General features: G+C 70.9%; 22 protein-coding genes. 11 read left to right on the top strand and 11 right to left on the bottom strand.

Features of this window, described 5'->3' with window-relative positions; all coding sequences use genetic code 11:
• Positions 1–60: 60 nt before the first annotated feature.
• From IE206_RS27165 to IE206_RS27155, 3 genes are all read right to left on the bottom strand, one after another.
• Positions 61–615 carry a hypothetical protein gene (locus IE206_RS27165; protein ID WP_189966542.1) on the bottom strand — a complete coding sequence of 185 codons (555 nt, stop codon included), beginning with the start codon at positions 613–615 and terminating at the stop codon, positions 61–63.
• Between the two features lie 197 nt (positions 616–812).
• Positions 813–1574 (bottom strand): bestrophin-like domain, encoded by a 762-nt coding sequence (locus IE206_RS27160; RefSeq protein WP_189966540.1) that lies wholly within the window; start codon positions 1572–1574, stop codon positions 813–815.
• A 24-nt stretch (positions 1575–1598) separates the two neighbouring features.
• Positions 1599–2207: a hypothetical protein gene (locus IE206_RS27155; protein ID WP_189966538.1), complete on the bottom strand. Its 609-nt coding sequence runs from the start codon at positions 2205–2207 to the stop codon at positions 1599–1601.
• A gap of 226 nt (positions 2208–2433) precedes the next feature.
• Between IE206_RS27155 and IE206_RS27150 the strand changes: the two genes are divergently transcribed.
• From IE206_RS27150 to IE206_RS27140, 3 genes are all read left to right on the top strand, one after another.
• Positions 2434–3396, top strand: a complete 963-nt coding sequence (locus IE206_RS27150) for an SCO0930 family lipoprotein (protein ID WP_189966536.1) — start codon at positions 2434–2436, stop codon at positions 3394–3396.
• Positions 3397–3653: 257 nt separating this feature from the next.
• A complete protein-coding gene (locus tag IE206_RS27145) occupies positions 3654–4466 on the top strand; it encodes an SAM-dependent methyltransferase (RefSeq protein WP_189966534.1) in 813 nt (270 codons plus the stop codon).
• Positions 4463–6637 carry a putative bifunctional diguanylate cyclase/phosphodiesterase gene (locus IE206_RS27140; RefSeq protein WP_189966532.1) on the top strand — a complete coding sequence of 725 codons (2175 nt, stop codon included), beginning with the start codon at positions 4463–4465 and terminating at the stop codon, positions 6635–6637. Before IE206_RS27145 ends, IE206_RS27140 begins: the two co-directional genes overlap by 4 nt.
• 16 nt (positions 6638–6653) lie before the next feature.
• Here IE206_RS27140 and IE206_RS27135 read toward each other — a convergent pair whose 3' ends face one another.
• Positions 6654–7556, bottom strand: coding sequence for a LysR family transcriptional regulator (locus IE206_RS27135; RefSeq protein WP_189966530.1), 903 nt, complete (start codon positions 7554–7556; stop codon positions 6654–6656).
• A gap of 84 nt (positions 7557–7640) precedes the next feature.
• Between IE206_RS27135 and IE206_RS27130 the strand changes: the two genes are divergently transcribed.
• From IE206_RS27130 to IE206_RS27120, 3 genes are read left to right on the top strand one after another with little or no spacing between them, the layout of a single operon-like run.
• Positions 7641–8345 carry a succinate dehydrogenase gene (locus tag IE206_RS27130; protein ID WP_189966528.1) on the top strand — a complete coding sequence of 235 codons (705 nt, stop codon included), beginning with the start codon at positions 7641–7643 and terminating at the stop codon, positions 8343–8345.
• Position 8346: 1 nt separating this feature from the next.
• Positions 8347–10332 (top strand): fumarate reductase/succinate dehydrogenase flavoprotein subunit, encoded by a 1986-nt coding sequence (locus IE206_RS27125; RefSeq protein ID WP_189966525.1) that lies wholly within the window; start codon positions 8347–8349, stop codon positions 10330–10332.
• Complete coding sequence (locus tag IE206_RS27120) at positions 10329–11084, top strand: succinate dehydrogenase/fumarate reductase iron-sulfur subunit (protein ID WP_189966523.1); 756 nt, start codon at positions 10329–10331, stop codon at positions 11082–11084. The genes IE206_RS27125 and IE206_RS27120 overlap by 4 nt, the downstream gene beginning before the upstream one ends.
• Positions 11085–11141: 57 nt before the next feature.
• Here the strand turns inward: IE206_RS27120 and IE206_RS27115 are convergent, their stop codons facing one another.
• From IE206_RS27115 to IE206_RS27100, 4 genes are all read right to left on the bottom strand, one after another.
• Complete coding sequence (locus tag IE206_RS27115) at positions 11142–11813, bottom strand: hypothetical protein (protein WP_189966521.1); 672 nt, start codon at positions 11811–11813, stop codon at positions 11142–11144.
• Positions 11814–12012: 199 nt separating this feature from the next.
• The gene (locus tag IE206_RS27110) at positions 12013–13761 is read right to left on the bottom strand and encodes a carbohydrate binding domain-containing protein (RefSeq protein ID WP_189966519.1); all 1749 of its coding nucleotides are present in this window, start codon (positions 13759–13761) and stop codon (positions 12013–12015) included.
• Between the two features lie 110 nt (positions 13762–13871).
• Entirely contained in the window at positions 13872–16259 is a 2388-nt protein-coding gene (locus tag IE206_RS27105) for an ATP-binding cassette domain-containing protein (protein ID WP_189966517.1), read from the bottom strand.
• 55 nt (positions 16260–16314) lie between these two features.
• A complete protein-coding gene (locus tag IE206_RS27100; protein WP_189966515.1) occupies positions 16315–17337 on the bottom strand; it encodes an LLM class flavin-dependent oxidoreductase in 1023 nt (340 codons plus the stop codon).
• Positions 17338–17418: 81 nt separating this feature from the next.
• On the opposite strand from IE206_RS27100, the gene IE206_RS27095 reads away from it, so the two are divergent.
• The gene (locus tag IE206_RS27095) at positions 17419–17907 is read left to right on the top strand and encodes a phosphatase domain-containing protein (RefSeq protein WP_189966513.1); all 489 of its coding nucleotides are present in this window, start codon (positions 17419–17421) and stop codon (positions 17905–17907) included.
• A gap of 186 nt (positions 17908–18093) precedes the next feature.
• Here the strand turns inward: IE206_RS27095 and IE206_RS27090 are convergent, their stop codons facing one another.
• The gene (locus IE206_RS27090) at positions 18094–18315 is read right to left on the bottom strand and encodes a dodecin (protein ID WP_053725434.1); all 222 of its coding nucleotides are present in this window, start codon (positions 18313–18315) and stop codon (positions 18094–18096) included.
• A 238-nt stretch (positions 18316–18553) separates the two neighbouring features.
• On the opposite strand from IE206_RS27090, the gene IE206_RS27085 reads away from it, so the two are divergent.
• From IE206_RS27085 to IE206_RS27075, 3 genes are all read left to right on the top strand, one after another.
• Complete coding sequence (locus IE206_RS27085) at positions 18554–19807, top strand: extracellular solute-binding protein (RefSeq protein ID WP_226599562.1); 1254 nt, start codon at positions 18554–18556, stop codon at positions 19805–19807.
• 75 nt (positions 19808–19882) lie between these two features.
• A complete protein-coding gene (locus tag IE206_RS27080) occupies positions 19883–20383 on the top strand; it encodes a peptidylprolyl isomerase (RefSeq protein ID WP_189966511.1) in 501 nt (166 codons plus the stop codon).
• 210 nt (positions 20384–20593) lie between these two features.
• Positions 20594–21955, top strand: coding sequence for an NAD(P)/FAD-dependent oxidoreductase (locus IE206_RS27075; RefSeq protein WP_189966510.1), 1362 nt, complete (start codon positions 20594–20596; stop codon positions 21953–21955).
• Here the strand turns inward: IE206_RS27075 and IE206_RS27070 are convergent.
• Both IE206_RS27070 and IE206_RS27065 read right to left on the bottom strand, forming a co-directional pair.
• Positions 21935–22762, bottom strand: coding sequence for a cytochrome c oxidase assembly protein (locus tag IE206_RS27070; RefSeq protein ID WP_189966508.1), 828 nt, complete (start codon positions 22760–22762; stop codon positions 21935–21937). The two genes, IE206_RS27075 and IE206_RS27070, sit on opposite strands and share 21 nt — an antisense overlap.
• 14 nt (positions 22763–22776) lie before the next feature.
• Positions 22777–23265 (bottom strand): DUF2243 domain-containing protein, encoded by a 489-nt coding sequence (locus IE206_RS27065; RefSeq protein ID WP_189966506.1) that lies wholly within the window; start codon positions 23263–23265, stop codon positions 22777–22779.
• 234 nt (positions 23266–23499) lie between these two features.
• Here IE206_RS27065 and IE206_RS27060 point away from each other — a divergent pair, with 234 nt between their 5' ends.
• Positions 23500–23946: a nitroreductase family deazaflavin-dependent oxidoreductase gene (locus IE206_RS27060; protein ID WP_189966504.1), complete on the top strand. Its 447-nt coding sequence runs from the start codon at positions 23500–23502 to the stop codon at positions 23944–23946.
• Positions 23947–23996: the final 50 nt, after the last annotated feature.

Genomic DNA, 23996 nt, shown 5'->3' with positions numbered 1-23996 from the left:
CGGCCGGTCACCCCCGAGTCCCGGCCAGGGCTCGGGGGCGACGGGTGCCATCGGACACCCCTAGTGCCGGCGGTCGACCCAGCGTCGGCGCAGGAAGTAGACGGTGCCGGCTGCCGAAGTCGCGATCAGCGTGGTGCCGACCGTCATCTCCGCGGGGCTCAGGCCGTCCTTCACGCTGCCGCCGAGGCCGCCGCGGACGCCGAGCGGGGCGGTGGCGCTGGGCCGGACGGTGGGGCGCACGGTGGAGCTGGTGGTCGGGGTGGCGCCGGCGATCGTCAACTGCGCGGTGCCTCGTGAGTTGTTGCAAGCGAACGTCACGGTGTAGGAGGCGCCGCGTTTGGCGGTCGAGTCGACCGTCGCGTTGCGCGAACTCTCCGGGGGGACCGTGATCGTGTCGAAGATCCCGGAGGACACCGTGGCATTGGCCGGGCAGTTCGTGACGTTCAGCGTGACCTGGCCCCCGGGCACGATCACCGAGGGCGTCACGCTGAAGCCGAACGGCGGGATGTTGGTCGCGTTGGAGCTTCCATCGGCCGCCGTGGCGGCGGCCGGCATGCTGAGCGAGAGGGCGGCGGCGCCGAGCAGAGCGGTGGATGCGATGCGTATCGCGCCCATGGTCGATCCTCCGGTCCCCGAGGAGCAGCTGCGGAACCAATTCCACATATGGGGGGAGATGCACCTCGATGCCCGAAACGCTAGGAGGTGGCCCGGCGTGTCGCGACCCCTGTACGGCGAACGGGGCATCGCGATCCCCCGCCCGGCCTAGCAAAAGGCCCCGCCGGTCCGACGGGGCCATACGGGTGACGCAGTTGTCAGTGGATGCCGGGGAACAGGTCGAGGAACGGCCCCGCCGTCGCCGAGATCCCCCGGCCGAAGGGGGCGTCGAAGTCCCAGATCAGGAACAGCAGGAAGGCGATCAGGGCGCTGAAGAGCCCGGCGAGCAGCAGCTCCCGCCAGGTGCGCCTGATCTGCAGTGTGAAGATCAGCCCGATCGTGACGAGCGCCCCGCTGATCAGGCCGAACCAGACGACCCCGGGCATGGTGGCGCCCGCCCCCTGCCCGCGGGCGGTCCGGGCTTCGTCGACCGCGCCCACCTGGTCGATCAGCGGCTGGTAGGCCTGCGTCTCGTAGTCGTTCGCCGGGTGGTAGTCGGTCACGTCGCGGCGGATCTTCTCCAGCTTCTGGGTGCCCTCGTCGGTGAGGTCGCCGTGGTCGGCCATGTAGCTCCACTCTGTGTGCACCACGTAGGAGGCGTACGCCTGGACGTCGGCCCGGGTACGGTCGCGCACCTCGGCCGGGTACACCTGGACCCGCTGGTCGATCTCGTGCAGCGCCTGGGCCTCCTGCTGCACGTCCGCCTGGGCGGCCCCGCGGCCCTCCCAGACGCCCGCGATGGCGAGGCCGAGCACGATGGCGTACACCACGCCGATCATCATCGTCATGTATTCGATGACGTCAGGGGTTCCGGATGGGTCGTCGTCGGGGTCGAGGCGGCGGTTGCTGAACAGGGTGATGGTCAGGACGACCGCGCAGGCGGCGGCCATCGCGATGAGCAGGACGAGCCAGTCGGACAAGGGGACCTCTCAGGTCGATGGGGCTCAGCGCGAGCGGGAGCCGGAGCGCGAGCGGAGGAGCGCCGCGCCGAGCACGGCGGGCGCGGTGACGAGCAGGGTGAGCGTGACCGGGGATAGCCGGGGCGCGGGCTTCTTGCGCGGCGGCATCCGGTAGTTGTGCAGGGCGATCCGGTGCGCCGCCGGCGGCGCGGGGTGCGCCGAGGCGCCCGGCGAGGGCGCGGGTGGGACCACGGGCGGTGCGACGGGCGGCGCCTCCGGCACCGGCGGCTCGGCGGGCCGGTGCGCCGCGGGAGGCGCGGGTGGCGCGGGTGGCGGCGGAGTCGGGTGCGGCGCCGGGCGGGGCGGCGGCGTGGGCCGGGGCGCGGGCTTCCCGGGTGGCGGCGGCGCCGGCGCGTGCGACGGCGGGGCCGGGGGCTCCCGGGTGGGCGTGGGCGTGGGCGTCGGGCTCGGCCGGGGCGGCCAGGGGCACCGGGCATGGCCGGCCTGCGCGATCGCCCAGGGCGAGCCGCTGCTGCCCTGCGTGACGGAGGCGTACGCACAGGCGTCCGCCTGCGCGGCCGGTGCCGGTACGGCGAGCAGCGCGGTGAAGGCCGTGGCGGCGAACAGCCGCCCGGCTAGGTGTCGTCGGTGCACGGGGTGATCATCGGGCCGCCGGGCTCCTGTGTTGTCGGGTGCTGAAGCGATTCGCCTGAACGGGGGAGATCCCGGCGATTTGCGTTCGGCACGTTGACCGGCTGTTCGGGGCCGTTCGGAAAAATTCTCGGCCCGCGTTGAACGCACCGCCTCCCGCCACCCGTACTTAGGGCCATCACCCGGCGCATCCGGCGCCGCAACAGCCTTACGGACAACGGGAGTTGACATGGTCACCTGGCGCAGCGCATCGCTCGCGGCAGCGGCGGCGGCAGTACTGGCAGTGACCGCGACGGGCTGCGGCCAGGACAAGAGCAGCGGCTACAGCAGCGGAAACGGCCAGCCGGTGGGCAACGCGAGCACCGCCCAGCAGCCCGGCGACAACGCCTACGGGTCGAGCGGCGGCTACGGGCAGGCGGGCGGTGCCGAATCGTCCGCCAAGCAGGCCGGGCAACTGGTGGTCAGCGACAGCAAGGAGCTCGGCAAGGTCGTCACCGACAACGCGGGCTTCACGCTCTACCGCTTCGACAAGGACACCGCGAGTCCGCCCAAGTCGAATTGCGAGGGCGACTGCGCGAAGGCCTGGCCCGCGGTGCCCGCCGACGGCGTCACCGCGGCCGCCGGCACCGACCAGTCGGCGCTCGGCTCGGTCACCCGCGCCGACGGCACCAAGCAGCTCACCATCGGCGGCTGGCCGATGTACCGCTACGCCAAGGACACCAACCCCGGCGACACCAACGGGCAGAACGTGGGCGGAACTTGGCACGCCGCGGCCCCCGACGGAAAGAAGGCGGCGGCCGCGGCCGCCGCGCCCGCGCCCGCCGCGGCGATGCCGGGCCTGTCCGTCCGCAAGGACCCCAAGCTCGGCGACGTCATCGTGGACGCGCGCGGCATGACCGTCTACCGGTTCAAGAAGGACTCGGCCTGGCCCATGAAGTCCGCCTGCACCGGCGCCTGTCTGGAGAAGTGGCCGGTGGTGGCGCCCGTCGACAAGGCCAACACCAAGGGCATCGCCCTCAAGGGCTTCGTCACCTTCGACCGGCCCGACGGCGTGAAGCAGCAGTCCATCACCTGCTGGCCGGTCTACACGTTCTCCGGCGACACCAAACCCGGCGACACCAATGGCCAGGGCGTGGGCGGCACGTGGTACGCCGTGTCCCCCGAGGGCAAGCTCATCGGCGCACCCAAGTAACCCAGGGCCCAACCCTGTCGGCCCGTCACCGCGTCCCCCCGCGCGGCGGCGGGCCGATGCTCGTGTCCAACCCCCGATACGATGGCGCACGCTCCCGCTTCCGCCCGTACGATCCGGCGCACATGCCCTCGGCGTGTGACCAATAACGGACGAGCATTTTCCGTTTTTACTCGCTCTCCCGGCGGACGATCAGTAGCCTCAGGCCCAAACAATGGTCATGGTCATGGCCGTCCTGCGGCGACTTGTTGGAGACATTGATGGAGCGTCCCGCCTGGGCCCCTCAGGGCATCGACATCTCGGTGCCGAGCGTGTCCCGCATCTACGACTACTACCTGGGCGGTTCGCACAATTTCGAGGTCGACCGGGAAGCGGCCCGCGAGGCCATGCGGTTCATGCCGGGACTTCCCAAGGTCATGCAGGCCAACCGGGCGTTCATGCGCCGCGCCGTGCGCTTCGCGGTCTCCGAGGGCATCACGCAATTCCTGGACATCGGATCCGGAATCCCGACTTTCGGAAATGTTCACGAAGTCGCCCAGGCGGCAAGCCCCGAGGCCCGCGTCCTGTACGTCGACCACGACTCGGTCGCCGTCGCCCACAGCCGCGCCGTCCTGGAGGGCAACGAACTGGCCGGGATAGCCGCGGCCGACCTGCGCAAGCCGCACGACATCCTGAACGCCCCCGAGACCGCCCAACTCCTCGACCTGTCCAAGCCGGTGGCGCTGCTCCTGGTCGCCGTACTGCACTTCGTCGAGAACCAGGACGATCCGTACAAGGCGGTCGCCGAGCTGCGCGACGCACTCGCCCCCGGCAGCCTCCTCGTCCTCACCCACGCCTCCTACGAAGGCATCCCGCTCAGCGAGGAGGAGGCCGGCGGCACCGTGGGCGTCTACCGCAGCATCAAGAACCCGCTGGTCATGCGCTCGCGCGAGGAGATCACCGGATTCTTCGACGGGTACACGATGCTGGAGCCCGGCCTTGTCCCGATGCCGCTGTGGCGGCCGGAGAACGATGCCGACCAGGAAGATCCGTACGCCTTCTCTGGCTTCGCCGGTGTGGGGCGCAAAGCGTGAGCATCCCGCCCCAGGCGCAGGCTCCGGACCTGGCGCCGGACAGCCCCGAGGACCGGCTCAGACGGTTCGCCACGATCTGGAGCCGGGCCATCTTCCCGGTGACGGCGACCTCGCTGACCCGGCCCGAGTTCGAGCAGCACCTGGTGCCGCTCGCCCGCCGCCTCATCGACGCCCTGCACGGCCGGCACTTCGACCCGTCGCCCGCCCAGGAGATCGGCGCCGCCCTGGTCGCCGTGCACTGCACCGACCCGGACGCGCTGAGCCGTACCCTCGGCGTGGTCGAGTCCTATCTCGTCCTGTACTGCGGCGCGGGCGACGAACTGGCCGCCGAAGAGGCGCGGGCCCGCTGCGCCCGGCTCCAGCACGCTCTCGCGGCCGGCTTCGCGGCGGCGCTGCGCGAACGCACCCGCTCCGAGCAGGAGGCCATCGCGCGCTCCGCGATGTCGGCGCGCAGCGATGCCCTGGAGGCCCTGCACGCCACCGAGGCGCGGTTCCGCGCGGTCTTCGAAGGCGCCGCCATCGGCATCGGCATCGCCGACCTCGAAGGCCGCGTCCTGGAGGTCAACGAGACCCTCACCCGGATGTTCGGCGGCATGGAGGGCCAGATCCGCAGCCGCAACGTCAGCGAGTGGGTGCACCCCGAGGACGCCCCTCAGGTCTGGAAGCTGTACGAGGAGCTCGTGCGGGGCGAACGCGACCACTACCGGGTCGAGAAGCCCTACTACCGCGGCGACGGCACCGTTCTGTGGACCAACCTCACCGTCTCGCTCCTTCGCGACGCCGAGGGCCGGCCGCAGTACCAGCTAGCCCTCATGGAGGACACCACCGAGCGCCGGCTGCTCAACCTGCGGCTGCGCTACGAGGCCACGCACGACGCGCTCACCGGGCTGCCCAACCGCACCCTGTTCTTCGAGCGCCTGGAGAAGGCGCTCGCCCCGGGCGACGGCAAACGCTTCGGGCTCTGCTACCTCGACCTCGACGGGTTCAAGGCGGTCAACGACAGCCTCGGCCACTCGGCGGGCGACCGCCTCCTGGTCGAGGTCGCCGACCGGCTGCAGAGCTGCGCGACCGGGCCCGGCGAGATGGTGGCGCGGCTCGGCGGCGACGAGTTCGTGGCCCTGACCACCGGTCCCGACAGCGAGTACGAGGCCGACGAGCTCGCCTCGCGGATCCTGCACACCCTCGCCACCCCGATCCGCATCGAGGGCCGCGAGCTGACCGTGCGCGGCTCGATCGGCGTCGTCGAGGGCCCGGCGGGCGAGCGCAGCCCCGCCGAGGTGCTGCGCAGCGCCGACATCACGATGTACCGGGCCAAGTCGGCCGGCGGCAACCGCTTCGAGTTCGCCGACGCCGAGGCCGACGCCCGCGCGATCACCCGGCACGGGCTCACCAACGCGCTGCCCGCGGCCCTGGAGCGCGGCGAGTTCTTCATCGAGTACCAGCCCCTTGTGCACCTCGGAGACGGCAGCGTGCACGGCGCCGAGGCCCTGGTCCGCTGGTCGCACCCGCAGCACGGCGTGCTCGGGCCCGACCGGTTCATCCCGCTCGCCGAGCACACCGGGCTCATCGTCCCGCTCGGCCGCTGGGTGATGCAGGAGTCGGTGCGCCAGGCCCGGGCCTGGCAGGAGGCCCACCCGAGCGCCACCGACGGCGGCCCGCTGCGCATCAACGTCAACCTGTCGCCGACCCAGCTCTACCACCCGGGCCTGGTCGCCGACACCGTCGAGATGCTGGAGCGCACCGGGCTCGCCCCGGGCGCGCTGTGCCTGGAGGTCACCGAGTCCGCGCTCATCGGCGCCGACGACGACCTCCTCAAGCCGCTGCGCCAGCTCGCCGAGATGGGCGTCGACATAGCCCTCGACGACTTCGGCACGGGCTACTCCAACCTCGCCAACCTGCGCCGGCTCCCGGTGAGCGTGCTCAAGCTGGACCGGTCCTTCACCCAGTCCATGCAGCAGCTGCCCGCCGACCCCGTCGACATCAAGATCGTCGAAGGCATCGTGTCGCTCGCGCACAGCCTCTCCCTCGCGGTCACCGTGGAGGGAGTGGAGACGGGCGCCCAGGCCGAGCAGCTGAAGGAGCTCGGCTGCGACACGGCCCAGGGCTGGTACTACGCGCGCCCCGGGGCGCCGGACCGGATCCACTCCCTGGCGCTGGTCGACGCGGTGTGACCCGGCGCCGAGGGGCCTAGGCCGGGCCCCGCTGCCCCGTCCCGATGCCGAGCAGGACCCGCTGCAACTCCCGTGCCGCGCGCGGCGGGTCCACGTCGCTCCGGTGGGCCAGAGCGATCGTGCGGCGCAGGCCGGGGCGGGCCAGCGGGGTCACCCGCAGGTCCCTGGCCCGCGCCGCCACCATGCTCGGCACCACGGCCACCCCGAGCCCGGCCCGTACGAAGCCGAGCACGGCGTCCATCTCGCCGCCCTCCACCGTGAACGCGGGCTCGAAGCCCTCGGCACGGCAGGCGGCCACCGTCAGCTCCCGCAGGTCGTAGCCGTGCCGGAACATCACCAGGGGAGCGTCGCGCAGATCGGCGATGCGCACCGAGGAGCCCGAGCCGGGCGGCGCCTCGGCCGCCGAGGAGACCACCACCAGGTCCTCCTGGAGCAGCTCGATCGTGGTGAGGGCGGGGGAGGCGGCCGGGAGCGGCAGCACGATGAGCGCCAAGTCCAGTGCGCCGCGCGCCAGTTCACGTACGAGATCGTGGGAGCCGCCCTCCTCGATGAGGAGCTGGATGCCCCGGTGGCGGTCGTGGAAGGCGCGCAGCACATCCGGCAACAGGCCCGTGCACAGGCTCGGTGTCGCGCCCAGGCGCACCCGGCCGCGCCGCAGCTGGGCCAGCTCCTGGACTTCGATGCGGGCGGTGTCCGCGTCCGCCAGGATGCGCCGGGCCAGCGGAAGCAGCGCCTCGCCCGCGTCGGTGAGTGCGATGTTGCCCCGGGCACGGCTGAACAGCTCGGCGCCCAGCTCGTTCTCCAGCGCCTTGATCTGCTGGGAGAGCGAGGGCTGCGAGACGTGGACGCGCTCGGCGGCCCGGGTGAAGTGCCGGGTCTCGGCGACCGCCACGAAGTAGGTGAGCTGCTGGAACTGCATGACCCCTACGATAGGTCATCTCTATGGAGATGAGCCGAACCATGTCTTGGACCTCTTGGGTCCTTGGCCTCTAGCGTCGATGACATGGCTCTGGCAACGCGGACGGACAAACGGCCGTCCATGACGCGCACACTCTGGGACTCGACCGTCGGCAAGAAGACGGTCATGGCCGTGAGCGGTCTGATCATGCTGTCCTACCTGGTCGTCCACATGATGGGCAACCTGAAGATCTTCTTCGGGGCGGGCCAGTTCAACGCGTACGCGCACTGGCTGCGCACCATCGGCGAGCCCTTCCTGCACTACGAGTGGGCGCTGTGGCTCATCCGCGTCGTCCTCGTCGCCGCCGTCGTGGGCCACGCCGTGTCCGCGTATCAGCTCAGCCGCCGCGACATCAAGGCCCGGCCGAGCGGATACGTCCACAAGCGGGCCCGCGCCAGTTACGCGACCCGCACGATGCGCTGGGGCGGCATCATCCTCGCCCTGTTCATCGTCTGGCACATCCTCGACCTGACGACCGGCACCGTGCACTCCGGCTTCCGGCCGGGCCACCCCTACCAGAACGTCGTGGACACCTTCTCCACCTGGTACGGCAACGTCATCTACATCGTGGCCATGGCCGCCCTCGCGCTGCACATCCAGCACGGGTTCTGGAGCGCCGCGCAGACCCTCGGCGTGGGCAACGCCACCCGGGACCGGGTGCTCAAGACGCTCGCCAACGTCCTCGCCGTGGTGCTGTTCGCCGGATTCGTCTCCGTACCCGTCGCCGTCATGACCGAAGTGGTGAGCTGACATGACCTCGTACACCAACTACACGCTCGGCGACCCGGTATCCGACGGCCGTGCGCCCCGGGGGCCGATCGCCGAGCGCTGGGACACCCGCCGCTTCGAGGCCAAGCTGGTCAACCCGGCCAACCGCCGCAAGCACACCGTCATCGTGGTCGGCACCGGGCTCGCGGGCGGCTCGGCGGGGGCCACGCTCGCCGAACAGGGCTACCACGTCGTCCAGTTCTGCTTCCAGGACTCGCCCCGCCGCGCCCACTCCATCGCCGCCCAGGGCGGCATCAACGCCGCGAAGAACTACCGCAACGACGGCGACTCCATCCACCGGCTCTTCTACGACACCGTCAAGGGCGGCGACTTCCGCGCCCGCGAGTCCAACGTCCACCGGCTCGCCCAGATCTCCGTCGAGATCATCGACCAGTGCGTGGCCCAGGGCGTGCCCTTCGCCCGCGAGTACGGCGGACTGCTCGACACCCGCTCCTTCGGCGGCGTCCAGGTCTCGCGCACGTTCTACGCCCGGGGCCAGACGGGCCAGCAACTCCTTCTCGGCGCCTACCAGGCCCTCTCGCGCCAAATCGCCGCCGGGAACGTGGAGTTGCACGCCCGCACCGAGATGCTCGACCTGATCGTGGTGGACGGAAAGGCGCGCGGCATCGTGGCCCGCGACCTCGTCACGGGGAAGATCGACACGTACTTCGCGGATGCCGTGGTCCTCGCCAGCGGCGGCTACGGCAACGTGTTCTACCTCTCCACCAACGCCATGAACTCCAACGCCACGGCGATCTGGCGGGCGCACCGGCGAGGCGCGTACTTCGCCAACCCTTGCTTCACCCAGATCCACCCGACGTGCATCCCGCGCACCGGCGAGCACCAGTCCAAGCTCACGCTGATGAGTGAATCGCTGCGCAACGACGGCCGCATCTGGGTGCCGAAGGCCAAGGGCGACACCCGCCCGGCGGCCGAGATCCCCGAGGACGAGCGCGACTACTACCTGGAGCGCATCTACCCGTCGTTCGGCAACCTGGTCCCGCGCGACATCGCCTCGCGCGCCGCCAAGAACGTCTGCGACGAGGGGCGCGGCGTCGGCCCCGGAGGGCAGGGCGTCTACCTCGACTTCGCCGACGCCATCGGGCGGATGGGCCGGGCGGCCGTCGAGGCGAAGTACGGCAACCTCTTCGACATGTACGCGAGGATCACCGCGGAGGACCCGTACGAGACACCGATGCGGATCTACCCCGCCGTGCACTACACGATGGGCGGACTCTGGGTCGACTACGACCTCCAGACCACGGTGCCGGGCCTGTTCGCGATCGGCGAGGCCAACTTCTCCGACCACGGCGCGAACCGACTCGGCGCCTCCGCACTCATGCAGGGCCTCGCCGACGGCTACTTCGTGCTTCCCTCGACCATCAACGACTACCTCGCCCGCAACCCGCACCAGGAGCCCGTCACCGACGAGCACCCGGCGGTCGCCGAAGCCGTCGCCGAGACCGAGGACCGCATCAACCTGCTCCTCGCGGTGAACGGCGACCGCACCCCCGACTCCTTCCACCGCGAGATCGGCGAACTCATGTGGGAGTACTGCGGGATGGCCCGCACCGAGTCGGGCCTGCGCAAGGCGCTCGACCGGATCCCGCAGATCCGCGAGGAGTTCTGGCGCCGCATCAAGGTGCCGGGCAGCGGCGAGGAGTTCAACCAGTCCCTGGAGAAGGCCAACCGCGTCGTCGACTACCTGGAGCTCGCCGAGCTCATGTGCCTCGACGCCCTGCACCGCGCCGAATCCTGCGGCGGCCACTTCCGCGAGGAGTCCCAGACCCCGGACGGCGAGGCCGAACGCCGCGACGAGGAGTTCTCGTACGTCGCCGCCTGGGAGTTCCGGGGGTTCGGGGGGCGTCCCCCGGGAGAACGCAGCGCCGCCATCGGAGAGGCTCCCGTCCTGCACAAGGAAGACCTCGTCTTCGAGTACGTCCACCCCACCCAGCGGAGCTACGCATGAAGCTCACCCTGCGCGTCTGGCGACAGAAGAACGCCAACTCGCCCGGCGCCATGGCCACTTACGACGTCGACGGCATCTCGACGGACATGTCGTTCCTCGAAATGCTCGACACGCTCAACGAGGAGCTCATCCTCAAGGGCGAGGAGCCGGTCGCCTTCGACCACGACTGCCGCGAGGGCATCTGCGGCGCCTGTTCCCTCGTCATCAACGGCGATGCCCACGGCCCCGAGCGGACCACCACCTGCCAGCTCCACATGCGGTCGTTCAGCGACGGCGACACCATCGACGTCGAGCCGTGGCGCGCCTCGGCGTTCCCGGTGGTCAAGGACCTGGTGGTGGACCGCTCGGCGTTCGACCGGATCATCCAGGCCGGCGGCTACATCAGCGTCCCGACGGGTGCCGCGCCCGAGGCGCACGCGACCCCGGTGCCCAAGCCGGACGCCGACTTCGCCTTCGAGCACGCCGAGTGCATCGGCTGCGGCGCCTGCGTGGCGGCCTGCCCCAACGGCTCGGCGATGCTGTTCACCTCAGCCAAGATCAACCACCTGAACGTACTGCCGCAGGGCGCTCCCGAACGCGAGACCCGGGTCCTGGACATGGTCGGCCAGATGGACGACGAGGGCTTCGGCGGCTGCACCCTGACCGGCGAGTGCGCCACGGCCTGCCCCAAGGGCATCCCGCTCCCGTCGATCGCGGCCATGAACAAGGAGTGGCTGCGGGCGACGAGGAAGGCGAAGAAGGTGGGCCGCTGAAGTACGCGACGAGCGCGCCCCCGGTCGTCCGGGAGCGCGCTCATCTGCATTTCGCCATCAGCCGGTTACGGTGATCCGCTGCGCCGCATCGGTCGTGTCGGTGACGTGGTACGTGGCCGAGAAGGTGGCCGTCTGGTTGCCCGTCGGGCACAGGAAGCCGCCGGTCACCGTCGCCGGTACGGGCGCGTCGGTGATGGCGAGCGAGGAGGGCGCGCCGTTCGTCCAGGTGCCCGCCACGGTGGTGGGGCCGGTCGGCGACGCGGTGATCGTGCAGGCCGCCAGGCCGCTGGTCTTGAGGACGAAACCACCCTTGGGCATGGTCAGACCGGCCGCGACGGGCGAGCCGTTCTGGGCCGAGACGCTCCACGCCCCCTGGGTGGAGGCGGTGACGCTCACCCCGCCGATGCTGGTCGAACACCCGCTGAACGTGGGCGGATTGATGGGTACGGACACCACGCCCGCGTCGTTGTGGTTGCCGGGTGCGGCCGGCACCTGGTTGTTGGCGCCCGTGGTGGGGACGGACGCCGAGACCGTACAGGTCATGGTGGTGGACCCGGCCTTGAAGGTGGCCTGACCGGTCAGCTGGGCCGCGAAGGAGTGGCCGGCCGGTGAAATGGTGGTCGGCCCGGCGTCCGGCCGGGCGCTCGCGCCCGCCGTGCCGCCGAGTACGAGGGTGGCCGCGGCGGCCGGAGCGAGCAGGAAGAGCGCACGTGAGCTGCGTAGTGCCATGGGGGGACTCCTCGGTCGAACGGATTCGATGAGTGGGGGTGCGAGGAGGAACTCAGGTGACTCGAGAGTAGGACCGGGGCGGAAGGGCCGAAAGTCGGCTCCCCGCCAGTAATTTGACGGGTGCTCAGCTTTGCTGTGTGCCGCCCCGGTGCTACAGATCGTCAACAAGCCCCGGCAGGTGGAGAGTTGGTGTAAAGGATCAGGCTACCGAGAGGTCGTCCCCGTACACCGCGCCCTGGCCGTACCAGCCGTGCAGGTACACGGTGACCGTGCCCGAGGCGCCGGTCGTGAACGGCACGGCCAGCTTGGACCAGCCGCTGGAGCTGGTCCAGGTGCTGCCGGTGGCGCCGCCGCGCACCCCGAGGTAGGCGTAGCTGCCCTGCACCCAACCGCTCAGCGTGTACTTGGTGTTGGGGGTCAGCGTGAGCGTCTGCGCGCACTCGCCTGTCTGCGACGAGGTGGGCGCGGTCTTCAGCGCGTACGAGCCGCCGTGCACCGGGCTCGACACCACACCGGCGCCGCTGTCGCAGGTCCAGGGCGCGAGCGAGCCGCTCTCGAAACCGCCGTTGACGAGCGCGCCCGGGTTGCCGCCGGACCCCGTCACGGTGAGCGTGAAGGTGGTCGAGTGGGCGAGCGTGCCCGCCGTGGCCGTGAGGGTGATCGGGTACGTTCCGGGCGCTGCCGAAGCGGTCGCGGTGACCGTGAGCTGGGCCGAGGCGCCCGCGGTGACGGAGCCCGGGCTGAGCGTCGCCGTGACTCCGGCGGGGGCGCCGGTGGCGGTCAGCGCGAGGGACTTGGCGTTGCCCGAGGTCACCGCCGTACTCACCGTGGCCGTGGTGGATCCGCCGGGTGCGACCGAGGCCGAGCCGGGCGTAACGGCCACCGAGAAGTCGTCCTGGACGGGCCCGCCGCCCCCGGTGAACGGCTCGAAGGTGTGGCTGAAGTACCACGGGTCCTGGGCGATGCCGGAGCAGGTGTCCTGGCCGCCGGTGCCGGGGCAGCCGCCGTTGTCGCGCTGGAGGGCCCAGAACGAGAGGGTGTTGATGCCCTTGGCGGTGGCCCAGTTGTAGACGGCGGTCGCGTCCGCCGCGGTGAACGTCTCGGCCGGCCCGTAGTCGTCGATGCCCGGCATCTCGGTGACGCCGATCGTGCCCCACAGCTGGGCGGACGACTTGCCGGGGTAGAGGGAGGCCAGCTGGTTGTAGAGGCCGGTGGCGGCGGTCTGGGTGTCGTTCGCCATGTTGTGCGTGGCGCCGTCGTAGTAGTCGAAGGTCATGATGTTCACGACGTCGACCTTCGCGCCGTACCTGACCGCGCTGTTGAGCACCGCGAGCCCGCTGTCGGCGAGTCCGCCCGTGGTGGTGGGCAGCGTGTACGAGATCTGCACCGAGCGCCCGGCCGCGGCCGCCCAGTCCTGAACCTTCTTGATCGCCTGGTTGCGCCGGTCGATGCCCGCCTTGTTGGTCAGCGAGTTGTCCTCGATGTCCATGTCGAGCCGGGAGAGGTCGTAGGTCGTGATGACCTTCTCGTACGCGGCCGCGATCGAGTCCACGTCGGTGCAGCTGTCGGCGATCTCGGTGCCGCCGTTGTCGGCCGCGTACCCGCCGAAGGACGGGATCACGTCACCGCCGCGCGAGCGGATGGTGGAGATGTCGGCACCGAACACGGACGTCGAGATCGGCTGGCTCGTCGAGCCGTTCCAGTACGGGGTGCAGGAGCCCTTGGCGTCGGCCTGCACGAACGCCATCGTCAGATACTTGGCACCCGACTTCTGTGCCAGATCGGCCGGGCTGTCGGAGGAGTACGCCTCGAAGTACGGCGCGAAGACGTGCGCGGGAAGCGGAGTCGCGGCGTGCGCGGCACCGCCGGCCCCGATGACGAGGCCGGCGGACGCGGCGACGGTGCTGAGCGTGGCGAGCAGGGCGCGAACGGATCTCGGACGTCTCATCGGGGCTCTCCGACGGGGTGAGAGAAGGGTGCGGACGCCCCATGATTGGTCTGGACCAACACTCGGTCAAGGGTCTAGGCCAATTCATTCCGTGCGCTTTGCCTTGTGGCTCAACCAACGTGCGGTGAAGGCGAGTTCGGTGCTGCTTCGGCCGGTTGGATCTCCGCCAGCGCCTTCGCCAGATACGGCGCTGTACGCCCCTCGCCCGCGTCGGCGACCTCCGCCGGCGGCCCCGCTGCCACCACGCGGCCGCCCTCGTCGCCGCCGCCCGGGCCGAGGTCGAGCATCCAGTCGGCGCCGGCCACCACGCTCATGTCGTGCTCTACGACGACCACCGTGTGGCCCGCGTCGACCAGGCCGTGCAGTTGGCGCAGCAGGATTTCGACATCGGCCGGGTGCAGGCCCGTCGTCGGTTCGTCGAGGACGTACAGGGTGTGGTCGCGGCGGACCCGCTGCAACTCCGTGGCCAGTTTGATGCGTTGGGCCTCGCCGCCCGACAGCTCGGTGGCCGGCTGGCCCAGGCGTAGATAGCCGAGGCCGACGTCGAGCAGGGCGGCCAGGCTGCGGGCGGCCGACGGGTTGTCGGCGAAGACCTCGGCCGCCGCCTCCACCGTCAGGTCGAGCACCTCGGCGATGGTGCGGCCCCGATGGGTGACTTCGAGCGTCTCGGGGTTGTAGCGCGCCCCGTGACAGTCCGGGCAGGGCGCGTACGTGCTCGGCAGGAAGAGCAGCTCCACCGACACGAACCCCTCGCCCTGGCAGGTCTCGCACCGGCCGCCCGGCACATTGAAGGAGAACCGGCCCGCCTTGTAGCCGCGCGCCTTCGCCTCGTCGGTCTCGGTGAAGAGTTTCCGTACGACGTCGAAGAGTCCGGTGTACGTGGCCAGATTGGAGCGGGGGGTGCGGCCGATCGGTTTCTGATCCACCCTCACCAGGCGTCCCACGCCCGGGAGTTGCTCGGTCAGCTCGTCGACCAAGGTGGACTTTCCGGAGCCCGAGACGCCGGTCACCGCCGTGAACACGCCGAGCGGGAACACCGCGTCGACGCCGCGCAGATTGTGCCGGGTGACCCCGGTCAGCTCAAGGTGGCCGCGCGGCTCGCGGACCGTGCGGCGCGGCGCGGGGGAGCGGTCGAAGAGGAAGCGGCGGGTCGCCGACTCCTCGACGCGGGCGAGCTCCGCCGACGGCCCGCTGTGCAGCACCCGGCCTCCGTGCTCACCGGCCAGCGGACCCACTTCGACCAGCCAGTCCGCGTGCCGCACCACATCCAGATGGTGCTCGACGACGAACACCGAGTTGCCCGCCGCCTTCAGCCGGTCGAGGACCGTGAGCAGCGCCTCGGTGTCGGCCGGGTGCAGCCCCGCCGACGGCTCGTCCAGGACGTACACCACGCCGAAGAGACCGGAGCGCAGCTGGGTGGCGAGCCGCAGGCGCTGCAGCTCGCCCGCCGAGAGCGTGGGCGCGGTCCGGTCCAGGCTCAGGTAGCCGAGGCCCAGTTCCCTCACCGGGCCGATGCGGGAGAGCAGGTCGGCGGTGAGGGCCTTGGCCGTCGGGCCGCCGTCCGCGGTGCGCAACAGCTCGGCAAGCGAAGTCAGCGGAAGGGCGACGAGCTCGGCGATCGTACGGCCCGCGAAGGTGACGGCGAGCGCCTCGGGGCGCAGCCGGCTGCCGCCGCACACCGGGCAGTCGGCCGCCGTCAGGAAGCGCTCGGCCTTCGTCCGCAAGGTCTGGCTCTTGCTCTCCGCGAACGTCTTCATCACATAGCGCCGGGCGCTGAAGTACGTTCCCTGGTAAGGGCGTTGGATGCGCCCCGCCTCGCGCACCGGGTGCACCGTGACCACCGGCTGCTCGTCGGTGAACAGGATCCAGTCCCGGTCCTTGCGGTCGAGCTCGCGCCACGGCCGGTCCACGTCGTAGCCGAGCGTGTCGAGCACGTCGCGGAGGTTCTTGCCCTGCCAGGCACCCGGCCAGGCGGCGATCGCACCCTCGCGGATCGACAGCGAGGGGTCGGGGACGAGCAGTTCTTCGGAGGTGCGGTGGATGCGGCCGAGGCCCTGGCACTCGAGGCAGGCACCGGCGGCCGTGTTGGGCGAGAAGGCGTCCGAGTCGAGGCGCTCGGCGCCCGCCGGATAGTCGCCGGCCCGTGAGAACAGCATCCGTAGCGAGTTGGAGAGCGTGGTCACCGTGCCCACCGACGAACGCGACGAGGGCGCCGAGCGGCGCTGCTCCAGGGAGACGGCGGGCGGAAGGCCCGAGATCTCGCCGACCTTCGGCGCACCCACCTGATGGATCAGCCGGCGCGCGTACGGCGCGACCGACTCGAAGTAGCGGCGCTGCGCCTCGGCATAGATCGTGCCGAACGCGAGCGAGGACTTCCCCGACCCGGAGACGCCGGTGAACACGGCGATGCAGTCACGCGGAATGTCGACGTCCACCCCGCGCAGATTGTGCTCGCGGGCGCCGCGGACACGGACGTACGGGTCAGAGGGGGTTTGCATACCGGAATTCTACGGTTCGGGTGACGGCGCGCGATCTTCGGCCGGGAGCCTGCGGTCAGGCGCCCGGACGGGCCGCCAGGTCCGCGATCCGGGCCAGCCGCCGGTAGGAGTCGAGCAGCGCCTCGCGGTCGTACGTGCTGGTCGTGACGAGGAATTCGTCCGCGCCGCTGTGCTCGATCAGCTTCTCCAGGGCGTCGGCCACCTCCTCCTCGGTCCCGTACACCTGCCTGCGCAGCGCGTCCGCGAACAGGGTCCGCTCGCCGTCGGTCATGTCCCGCGCGAGGATGTCCTCGGCCGGGGACAGTGCCGGGAACTCGCCGCGGGTGCGGGAGTAGGCCGTCGACCAGGCCTCCGGGACCAGGATCCGGTGGGCGGCCTCCGTGGTGTCCGCGACGGCGACCGTGCCGGACACCACGACGTACGGGCGCTCGGCGTGCGCGGAGGGGCGGAAGGCCTCGCGGTAGGCGTCGATGGCCCGCAGCATCGCGTCCTCGCCGCGTACGTTCGCGATGACCAGCGGGAGCCCGGCCCCGGCGGCGACGAGGGCGCCCTGCCCGGTGGCAAGGACGAACGCGGGGACGGCGAGGCCTTCGGCGGGGCGGGCGTGGACCTGGGGGTGGGCGGTCTGGGTCCCGTCGAAGTAGCCGAGCAGTTCGGCGAGCTGGGCGCCGAAGTCGTCGGCGTCCTTCTTGTCGCGGCCCAGCGCCTTGCGGATCCCGTCGGTGAACCCCACCGAGCGGCCGAGCCCCATGTCGATCCGCCCGGGGAAGAGCGACTCCAGAACCCCGAACTCCTCGGCCACGACGAGGGGTTGATGATTCGGCAGCATCACACCGCCGGTGCCGACCCGGATCGTGGACGTGGCCGACGCGACGGCCGCGGCCAGCACGGCGGGTGCGGAGCCCGCGACGCCGGGCACGGAATGGTGCTCGGAGACCCAGAAGCGGTGGTACCCGAGCCGCTCGGCCTCGCGGGCCAGTGCCACGGTGTCCCGCAGGGCCTGCGGCCCGTCGTGGCCGGCGCGGATGCGCGAGCGGTCGAGCACGGAGAAGCGGGTCGTCGCGATCACTGAGGTCACACAGGGTTCAACGTCTGGGGCGCGCCATGATTCCCGCGCCCCGCCGAAGGGTGCCCCCTCGGCCGGTTCTAGCCTGGGGGCGTGATCGACAACACCCGGCCCCTGGCCGTCTTCGACCTGGACGGCACGCTCGCGGACAGCTCCCACCGCCAGCGCTTCCTCGACCGGGCGCCCCGCGACTGGGACGCGTTCTTCGCCGCGGCGCCCGCCGACCCGCCGCTCGCCGAGGGCGTCGCGCTGTGCCGGGAGGCGGCCCGGGACTGCGAGGTCGTCTATCTCACCGGGCGGCCCGAACGCTGCCGCGAGGACACCCTGGCCTGGCTCGCCGAGCAGGGGCTTCCGGACGGCGCCCTGCACATGCGGCGCAACGACGACCGGCGCCCCGCCCGCGTCACCAAGCTGCAGGTCCTGCGCGGGCTCGGCCGGGGCCGCGAGGTCCGCATGCTGGTCGACGACGACGAGCTCGTGTGCGACGCCGCCGAGCAGGCCGGCTTCCGGGTCGTACGGGCCCGCTGGACCGCGCCCAGCGAGGCGCTCAAAGACGCCCAGGAGCGCGAGGGGCGCACCTGAGGGCGGCTCTGCGGGGCCCGGCCGATGGGCTGCGGTGGACCGGAGGCCGGGTACGCCGCAGCCAAGCCTGAAGCTGAGGTCCAGGGTCAGACTTCAGTCGAAGCGCATGCCGGAATCGCGGGGCCGGAATCGCAGGGCCCGGATTCCAGAGCCCGAATTGCCGAGCCGGAATGCCCGGCCCGGCGTTCAGACCTCCGCGTCGTCGTCCAGCCGGAAGCCGACCTTGAGGCCGACTTGGTAGTGCTCGATCACGCCGTTCTCGATGTGGCCGCGGACCTGCGTCACCTCGAACCAGTCCAGGTTGCGGAGGGTCTGTGCCGCGCGGGCGACCCCGTTACGGATGGCCTGGTCCACGCCCTCGTGAGAGGTGCCGACGATCTCGCTGACGCGGTAGGTGTGGTGGGACATGGAGGTGCTCTCCTCTCGTCGCATTACTCCACCGTGCCCCACCCGGCCGCACTCCGCGAGACAGCGGCCCGCGCCGAGGCGGGCCGGTCCGGCGGTGGCCGGAAAAGTTCGCTCCCCTCCGGGGCTTGACCGCTTCATTGGTCCATACCAAACTCACGAGCCACACCCGAACAAGCCGCATCGCGCTTGCCCCACGTCGGGTCATGACTGCTTGCCCACACGCAGAAGGTGACCTTTCGTGAGGATCCATCGCGCTCTTGCCTGCTCCGTAGCCTTTGTCTCGGTATGTGCCCTCAGCGGTTGCGGCGCGATACCCGGATTCGGCGACGGCGCCGACAAGGTGACCGTCTGGCTGATGAAGGACAGCGCCTCCGACGACTTCGTGAAGCGCTTCGTGCAGGGCTTCGAGAAGGAGCACAAGGACGTCGAGCTCGATGTCCGGATCCAGGAGTGGACCGGCATCGGCGAGAAGATCACCGCCGCGCTGAAGAGCGGCGACGCGCCGGACGTCATCGAGGTCGGCAACACCCAGGTGCCCCAGTACGCGGCGAGCGGAGGTCTGCTCGACATGACGCTGGAGTCGCTGCGCGACTGGGGCAGCGACGCCTGGCTGCCGGGTCTCGCCCAGCCGGGCAACGTGGACGGCATGCAGTACGGCATCCCGTGGTACGCCGCCAACCGCGTCGTCATCTACAACAAGGACCTCTTCGGGGCCGCCGGAATCACCAGGCCGCCGAAGAACCGCGCGGAGTGGCTCGCCGACACCGCGAAGCTCAACTCCGGTTCCGCGCAAGGGATCTACCTCGCGGGCCAGGACTGGTACACGCTGGCAGGATTCGTCTGGGACGAGGGCGGGGAGCTCGCGCAGGAGGACACCGGCGACTGGAAGGGCACGCTCGACAGCCCGGCCGCGCTGCGCGGCATGCAGTTCTACAAGCAGCTCCAGGCGCTCGGCCGGGGCCCCAGGAACGCGGACGAGGCGACCCCGCCGCAGGCCGACGTCTTCGCCAAGGGCAAGGTCGCCCAGATGATCGCGGTGCCCGGCGCCGCCAAAGCCATCCAGAAGGCCAACCCGCGGCTCGCCGACAAGCTGGGCTACTTCCCGATCCCGGGGCCCACCGACGCCAGACCGGGCGCGGTCTTCACCGGCGGCTCGGACCTGATCATCCCGCGCAAGACCGCGCACCGGGCCGAGGCCGTCCAAGTCGTCGCGGCGCTGACGGGCGAGAAGTGGCAGACCGATCTGGCCACCACGATGAACTACGTACCCAACAAGTCCACGCTCGCCCACACGGTCGAGGGCCAGGCGGGCACGGCCGCCATGGCCAGGGGCGCGGCGCAGGGGCGGGCCACGCCCAACTCGCCGCAATGGGCCGCCGTCGAGGCCGAGAACCCCATCAAGCCGTACATGACGGCCGTCCTCGAAGGAGCCGACCCGAAGCAGGCCGCCAAGACCGCTTCCGACCGGATCACGACCCTGCTGTTCCCCTGATCGGGGCCCGGTTCTGCGTCTCGGCAGGGCCGAAGGGGCGAGCCGGGATTGGGTCATGGGACAGCTGATGTCAGGATGGGACCCATGCAGAACGTATTTTTCGACATCACCATTGACGGCAAGGACGCCGGCCGCATCGTCTTCCGGCTCTTCGACGACGTCGTTCCGGAGACGGCCCGCAACTTCCGCGAGCTCGCCACCGGCCAGAACGGTTACGGCTACGAGGGTTCCGCCTTCCACCGCGTCATCCCCGAGTTCATGCTCCAGGGCGGCGACTTCACGCACGGCAACGGCACCGGCGGCAAGAGCATCTACGGTGCCAAGTTCAAGGACGAGAACTTCGTCCTCAAGCACGACCGGCCGTTCCTGCTGTCGATGGCCAACGCGGGCCCGAACAGCAACGGCTCCCAGTTCTTCGTGACGACCGTCGTCACCCCGTGGCTCGACGGCAAGCACGTCGTCTTCGGCGAGGTCGTCGAGGGCGAGGACCTCGTCAAGCAGATCGAGTCGCTCGGCAGCCGCAGCGGCGCCCTGAGCGCCAAGGTCGTCATCAGCAAGAGCGGCACCGTCGCCTGACGTCCGCCCCACACGTGAACGGCGCCGCCCGCCCGGGTCCACCCCGGGCGGGCGGCGCCTTTTCTTGTCGCCGGGTTGCGGCATTCGGTGGTGCGGCCGCCCTCGGTTGATCACTATGGGGGTGTTGGCGAACGCCGGTCAGGGGCACTCGGGCAGTGGACGGCCCAGTTCTCGTCCCCGTTCGCAGGTCCCAGGGAAAGGACGCACACCGTGGCACGACCGAGGATTCTCGTCGTAGGCGCCGGCTTCGCAGGAGTCGAATGCGTACGCCGCCTGGAACGCCGCCTCCAACCGGGAGAAGCGGAGATCTCCCTGGTCACCCCGTTCTCCTACCAGCTGTATCTGCCCCTGCTTCCACAGGTCGCGGCCGGGGTCCTGACCCCGCAGTCGGTGGCGGTGTCGCTGCGGCGCAGCGCCAAGCACCGCACGCGGATCATCCCGGGCGGCGCCATCGGCGTGGACCCCAAGGCGAAGATCTGCGTCATCCGCAAGATCACCGGCGAGACACTCGACCAGCCGTACGACTACATCGTTCTGGCCCCCGGCAGCGTGACCCGCACCTTCGACATCCCCGGGCTGCTCGACCACGCCCGCGGCATGAAGACCCTCGCGGAGGCCGCCTACATCCGCGACCACGTCATCTCCCAGCTCGACCTGGCCGACGCGAGCGACGACGAGGACGAGCGGGCCTCCCGGCTGTGCTTCGTCGTGGTCGGCGGCGGCTACGCGGGCACCGAGACCGCGGCCTGCCTCCAGCGGATCACCCAGACCGCACTCAAGCGCTACCCGCGTCTGGACCCGCGCCAGATCAAGTGGCATCTCATCGACATCGCCCCCAAGCTCATGCCTGAACTCGGCGACAAGCTCGGCAAGGCAGCCCTGGAGGTCCTGCAGAAGCGTGGCATCGAGGTGTCGCTCGGGGTGTCCGTCGCCGAGGCCGGTGTGGACAAGGTCACCTTCACCGACGGCCGTGTCCTGCCGTGTCGCACCCTCATCTGGACGGCGGGCGTGGCCGCGAGCCCGCTGGTGGGCACGCTGGACGCGGAGACGGAGCGCGGGCGGCTCCTGGTCACCCCCGAGATGACCGTGCCGGACCTCGACGGCGTGTTCGCGCTCGGCGACGCAGCCGCCGTGCCCGACCTCGCCAAGGGTGAAGGCGCCTTCTGCCCGCCCACCGCGCAGCACGCCATGCGCCAGGGCCCCAAGCTCGCCGACAACATCGTCGCCGCGCTGCGCAACCAGCCGCTGAAGCCGTACGTCCACAAGGACCTCGGGCTCGTGGTCGACCTCGGCGGCCACGACGCCGTCTCCAAGCCGCTCGGCATCGAATTGCGCGGCCTGCCCGCCCAGGCGGTGGCGCGCGGCTATCACTGGTCGGCGCTGCGCACCAATGTCGCCAAGACCAGGGTCCTGACCAACTGGATGCTGAACGCGCTCGCCGGCGACGACTTCGTCCGCACCGGCTTCCAGGCCCAGAAGCCCGCCACGCTCAAGGACTTCGAGTACACCGACGCCTATATGACCCCGGACCAGGTCCGCGCACACACCGCTTCACTGACCGTACGAGGCTGATGCGGGCGGTTCCCCGGTCCCCGCCGTGCGGCGGCCCTCGCGCGCGAGGCGCCGGCCGCCGGCCGCGTACCACTGGAGCCCGATGACGGCCGCGAGGGCGATTTCGACGAGGTCGCCGCCGTAGTACATGAGCTCGGCGGCGGCCGAGAGGTCGCCCGGCGCCAGGCCGGTGCCGGGCGGCGGCGTCGCGTACAGCGTCTTGGCGAGGACGGCGTGCGCGCCGCCCGCGCCGATCAGCGCGGCCGACCGGAGGACCACCCCGGGGCGGCGCGGCAGCGGATCGAGCGAGCAGACGACGGCCGAGAACAGCAGCCCGGCCGCGAAGACGTGGAGGTGGACCAGGGCCATGAGCCACGGCCGTTCGTGTGCGGCGGTGAACAGCGGGGTGCGGTAGAGCAGCCACAGCCCGCCCACGTCGAGCAGCGCGGCCACCGGCGGGTTCGCGAGCACCCCGACCGGCCGGGAGCGAAGAACGGCCAGAAGACGGCGCCGCCCGCCCGACGGCAGAAACCGCAGCGCCAGCGTGATGGGCCGGGCGAGCACGAGCAGCAGCGGTGCCACCATCCCCGTGGCCACGTGCTGGGTCATATGGGCCGTGAACGGGCCGCCTGGCGGCGTGACGAGGACCGCCGCCACGAGGACCGCCGTGCCCGCCGCGAAACAGAGGTCCCGCACGAACGGCCAGCGGTCCCCGCGCCGCCGCAGCCGCGCCGCCGCGAGCAGATAGGCGACCCCACCCCCCAGCGCGAACGCGGCAGCGAGCAGAGCGGCCCCGCCCGGCTGCCCGCCGCCGTGCTGATGGACCATCAGCTCTCGTACCATTACCGGCTGTTGATGTGCCGGGCAGCACGGAGCAGCGTGACTCCGATCGCGAGGAACACCACGGCGAGGATGTTCCACGTCAGGTCGTACGGGACGAGATCGACGTGGTACCTGATCTGGTGCAGCTTCATCAGCTTGTGCTGGACGGTGCCGTCGTACAGCTGGAACGCCCCCGTGCCGGTCAGGATGCCCCCGGCCTGCGCCCGCCCGACCAGGCCCGCCCGGTGGCGCAGATCGGCGACCATGAACAGGCCGATGACCACGGCGAACCAGCCGAAGGCGTGGAAGAGCCCGTCCGACACCAGGCCGACGCCCGGCGTCGAGCGGTCGTAGAAGTGGTGCCAGTGCAGGAGCTGGTGGAAGACCGTCTCATCGACGAAGGCGGCGATGCCCACGCCGATGAGCACGCCGGACCAGGCCGAACGGGCGGGCAGCGGACGGCTTCGGGGCTGCTGCGGGGTGGTCCGGGAAACGGATGGGGTCGTCATCGGCCACACGTCCTCGATGGGAGTCTGCGGAAGATCGTGCGATACGGAACAAGCACACCCGGTCCCGCTGCCCGCCCCCGGCACGAACAAGCGTCCGGATCCAGCCTTCCTGCCCCGTACGTCCCGATCCGGCCGTTCTTGCCCGGCAGGGAAGACACAGGGAGCCACCGGTGTTGTACGGGTGACGGCCGAAGCCGGGCCGGTCCGCAGGTTGACTGACGAAGGGACCCCAGCATGCCTCTCGACGGCGAGTACGAGCCGAGCACCGCCCAGTGGGTACGCGAGCAGGTCGAGCTCATCGACCGGTCCGGCGGCACCGAGGGCATGACGATGCACGGCATGCCCGTGATTTTGCTGACGACGCGGGGCGCCAAGAGCGGCAAGCTGCGCAAGTCCCCCCTGATGCGGGTCGAGCACGAGGGCCGGTACGCGGTGGTCGCCTCGCTGGGCGGCGCTCCCAACAATCCGCTCTGGTACTACAACGTTGTCGCCGACCCCAGGGTGGAGCTCCAGGACGGCACCGTACATACGGACATGACGGCCCGTGAGGTGACGGGCGAGGAGAAGGCCGAGTGGTGGAAGCGGGCCGTCGCGGCGTTCCCCGACTACGCGGAGTACCAGAAGAAGACGGACCGCGATATCCCCGTCTTCGTCCTGGAGCCTGTACCGGGCGGCCACTGACCGGGCCCGCGTGCGGGCCCCGTGGCATGAGCGCCACGGGGCGCGCACGG

The organism is Streptomyces violascens (assembly GCF_014649955.1).
GTDB lineage: Bacteria > Actinomycetota > Actinomycetes > Streptomycetales > Streptomycetaceae > Streptomyces > Streptomyces violascens.
This window is presented reverse-complemented; position numbering and strand designations above follow the sequence as displayed.

Bases quoted from the DNA above. Each gene is read 5' to 3' on its own strand.
- IE206_RS27165 (WP_189966542.1), bottom strand. From the start codon at position 615: ATGGGCGCGATACGCATCGCATCCACCGCTCTGCTCGGCGCCGCCGCC.
- IE206_RS27150 (WP_189966536.1), top strand. From the start codon at position 2,434: ATGGTCACCTGGCGCAGCGCATCGCTCGCGGCAGCGGCGGCGGCAGTA.
- IE206_RS27145 (WP_189966534.1), top strand. From the start codon at position 3,654: ATGGAGCGTCCCGCCTGGGCCCCTCAGGGCATCGACATCTCGGTGCCG.
- IE206_RS27135 (WP_189966530.1), bottom strand. From the start codon at position 7,556: ATGCAGTTCCAGCAGCTCACCTACTTCGTGGCGGTCGCCGAGACCCGG.
- IE206_RS27130 (WP_189966528.1), top strand. From the start codon at position 7,641: ATGGCTCTGGCAACGCGGACGGACAAACGGCCGTCCATGACGCGCACA.
- IE206_RS27125 (WP_189966525.1), top strand. From the start codon at position 8,347: ATGACCTCGTACACCAACTACACGCTCGGCGACCCGGTATCCGACGGC.
- IE206_RS27120 (WP_189966523.1), top strand. From the start codon at position 10,329: ATGAAGCTCACCCTGCGCGTCTGGCGACAGAAGAACGCCAACTCGCCC.
- IE206_RS27115 (WP_189966521.1), bottom strand. From the start codon at position 11,813: ATGGCACTACGCAGCTCACGTGCGCTCTTCCTGCTCGCTCCGGCCGCC.
- IE206_RS27110 (WP_189966519.1), bottom strand. From the start codon at position 13,761: ATGAGACGTCCGAGATCCGTTCGCGCCCTGCTCGCCACGCTCAGCACC.
- IE206_RS27105 (WP_189966517.1), bottom strand. From the start codon at position 16,259: ATGCAAACCCCCTCTGACCCGTACGTCCGTGTCCGCGGCGCCCGCGAG.
- IE206_RS27090 (WP_053725434.1), bottom strand. From the start codon at position 18,315: ATGTCCCACCACACCTACCGCGTCAGCGAGATCGTCGGCACCTCTCAC.
- IE206_RS27080 (WP_189966511.1), top strand. From the start codon at position 19,883: ATGGGACCCATGCAGAACGTATTTTTCGACATCACCATTGACGGCAAG.
- IE206_RS27070 (WP_189966508.1), bottom strand. From the start codon at position 22,762: ATGGTCCATCAGCACGGCGGCGGGCAGCCGGGCGGGGCCGCTCTGCTC.
- IE206_RS27065 (WP_189966506.1), bottom strand. From the start codon at position 23,265: ATGACGACCCCATCCGTTTCCCGGACCACCCCGCAGCAGCCCCGAAGC.
- IE206_RS27060 (WP_189966504.1), top strand. From the start codon at position 23,500: ATGCCTCTCGACGGCGAGTACGAGCCGAGCACCGCCCAGTGGGTACGC.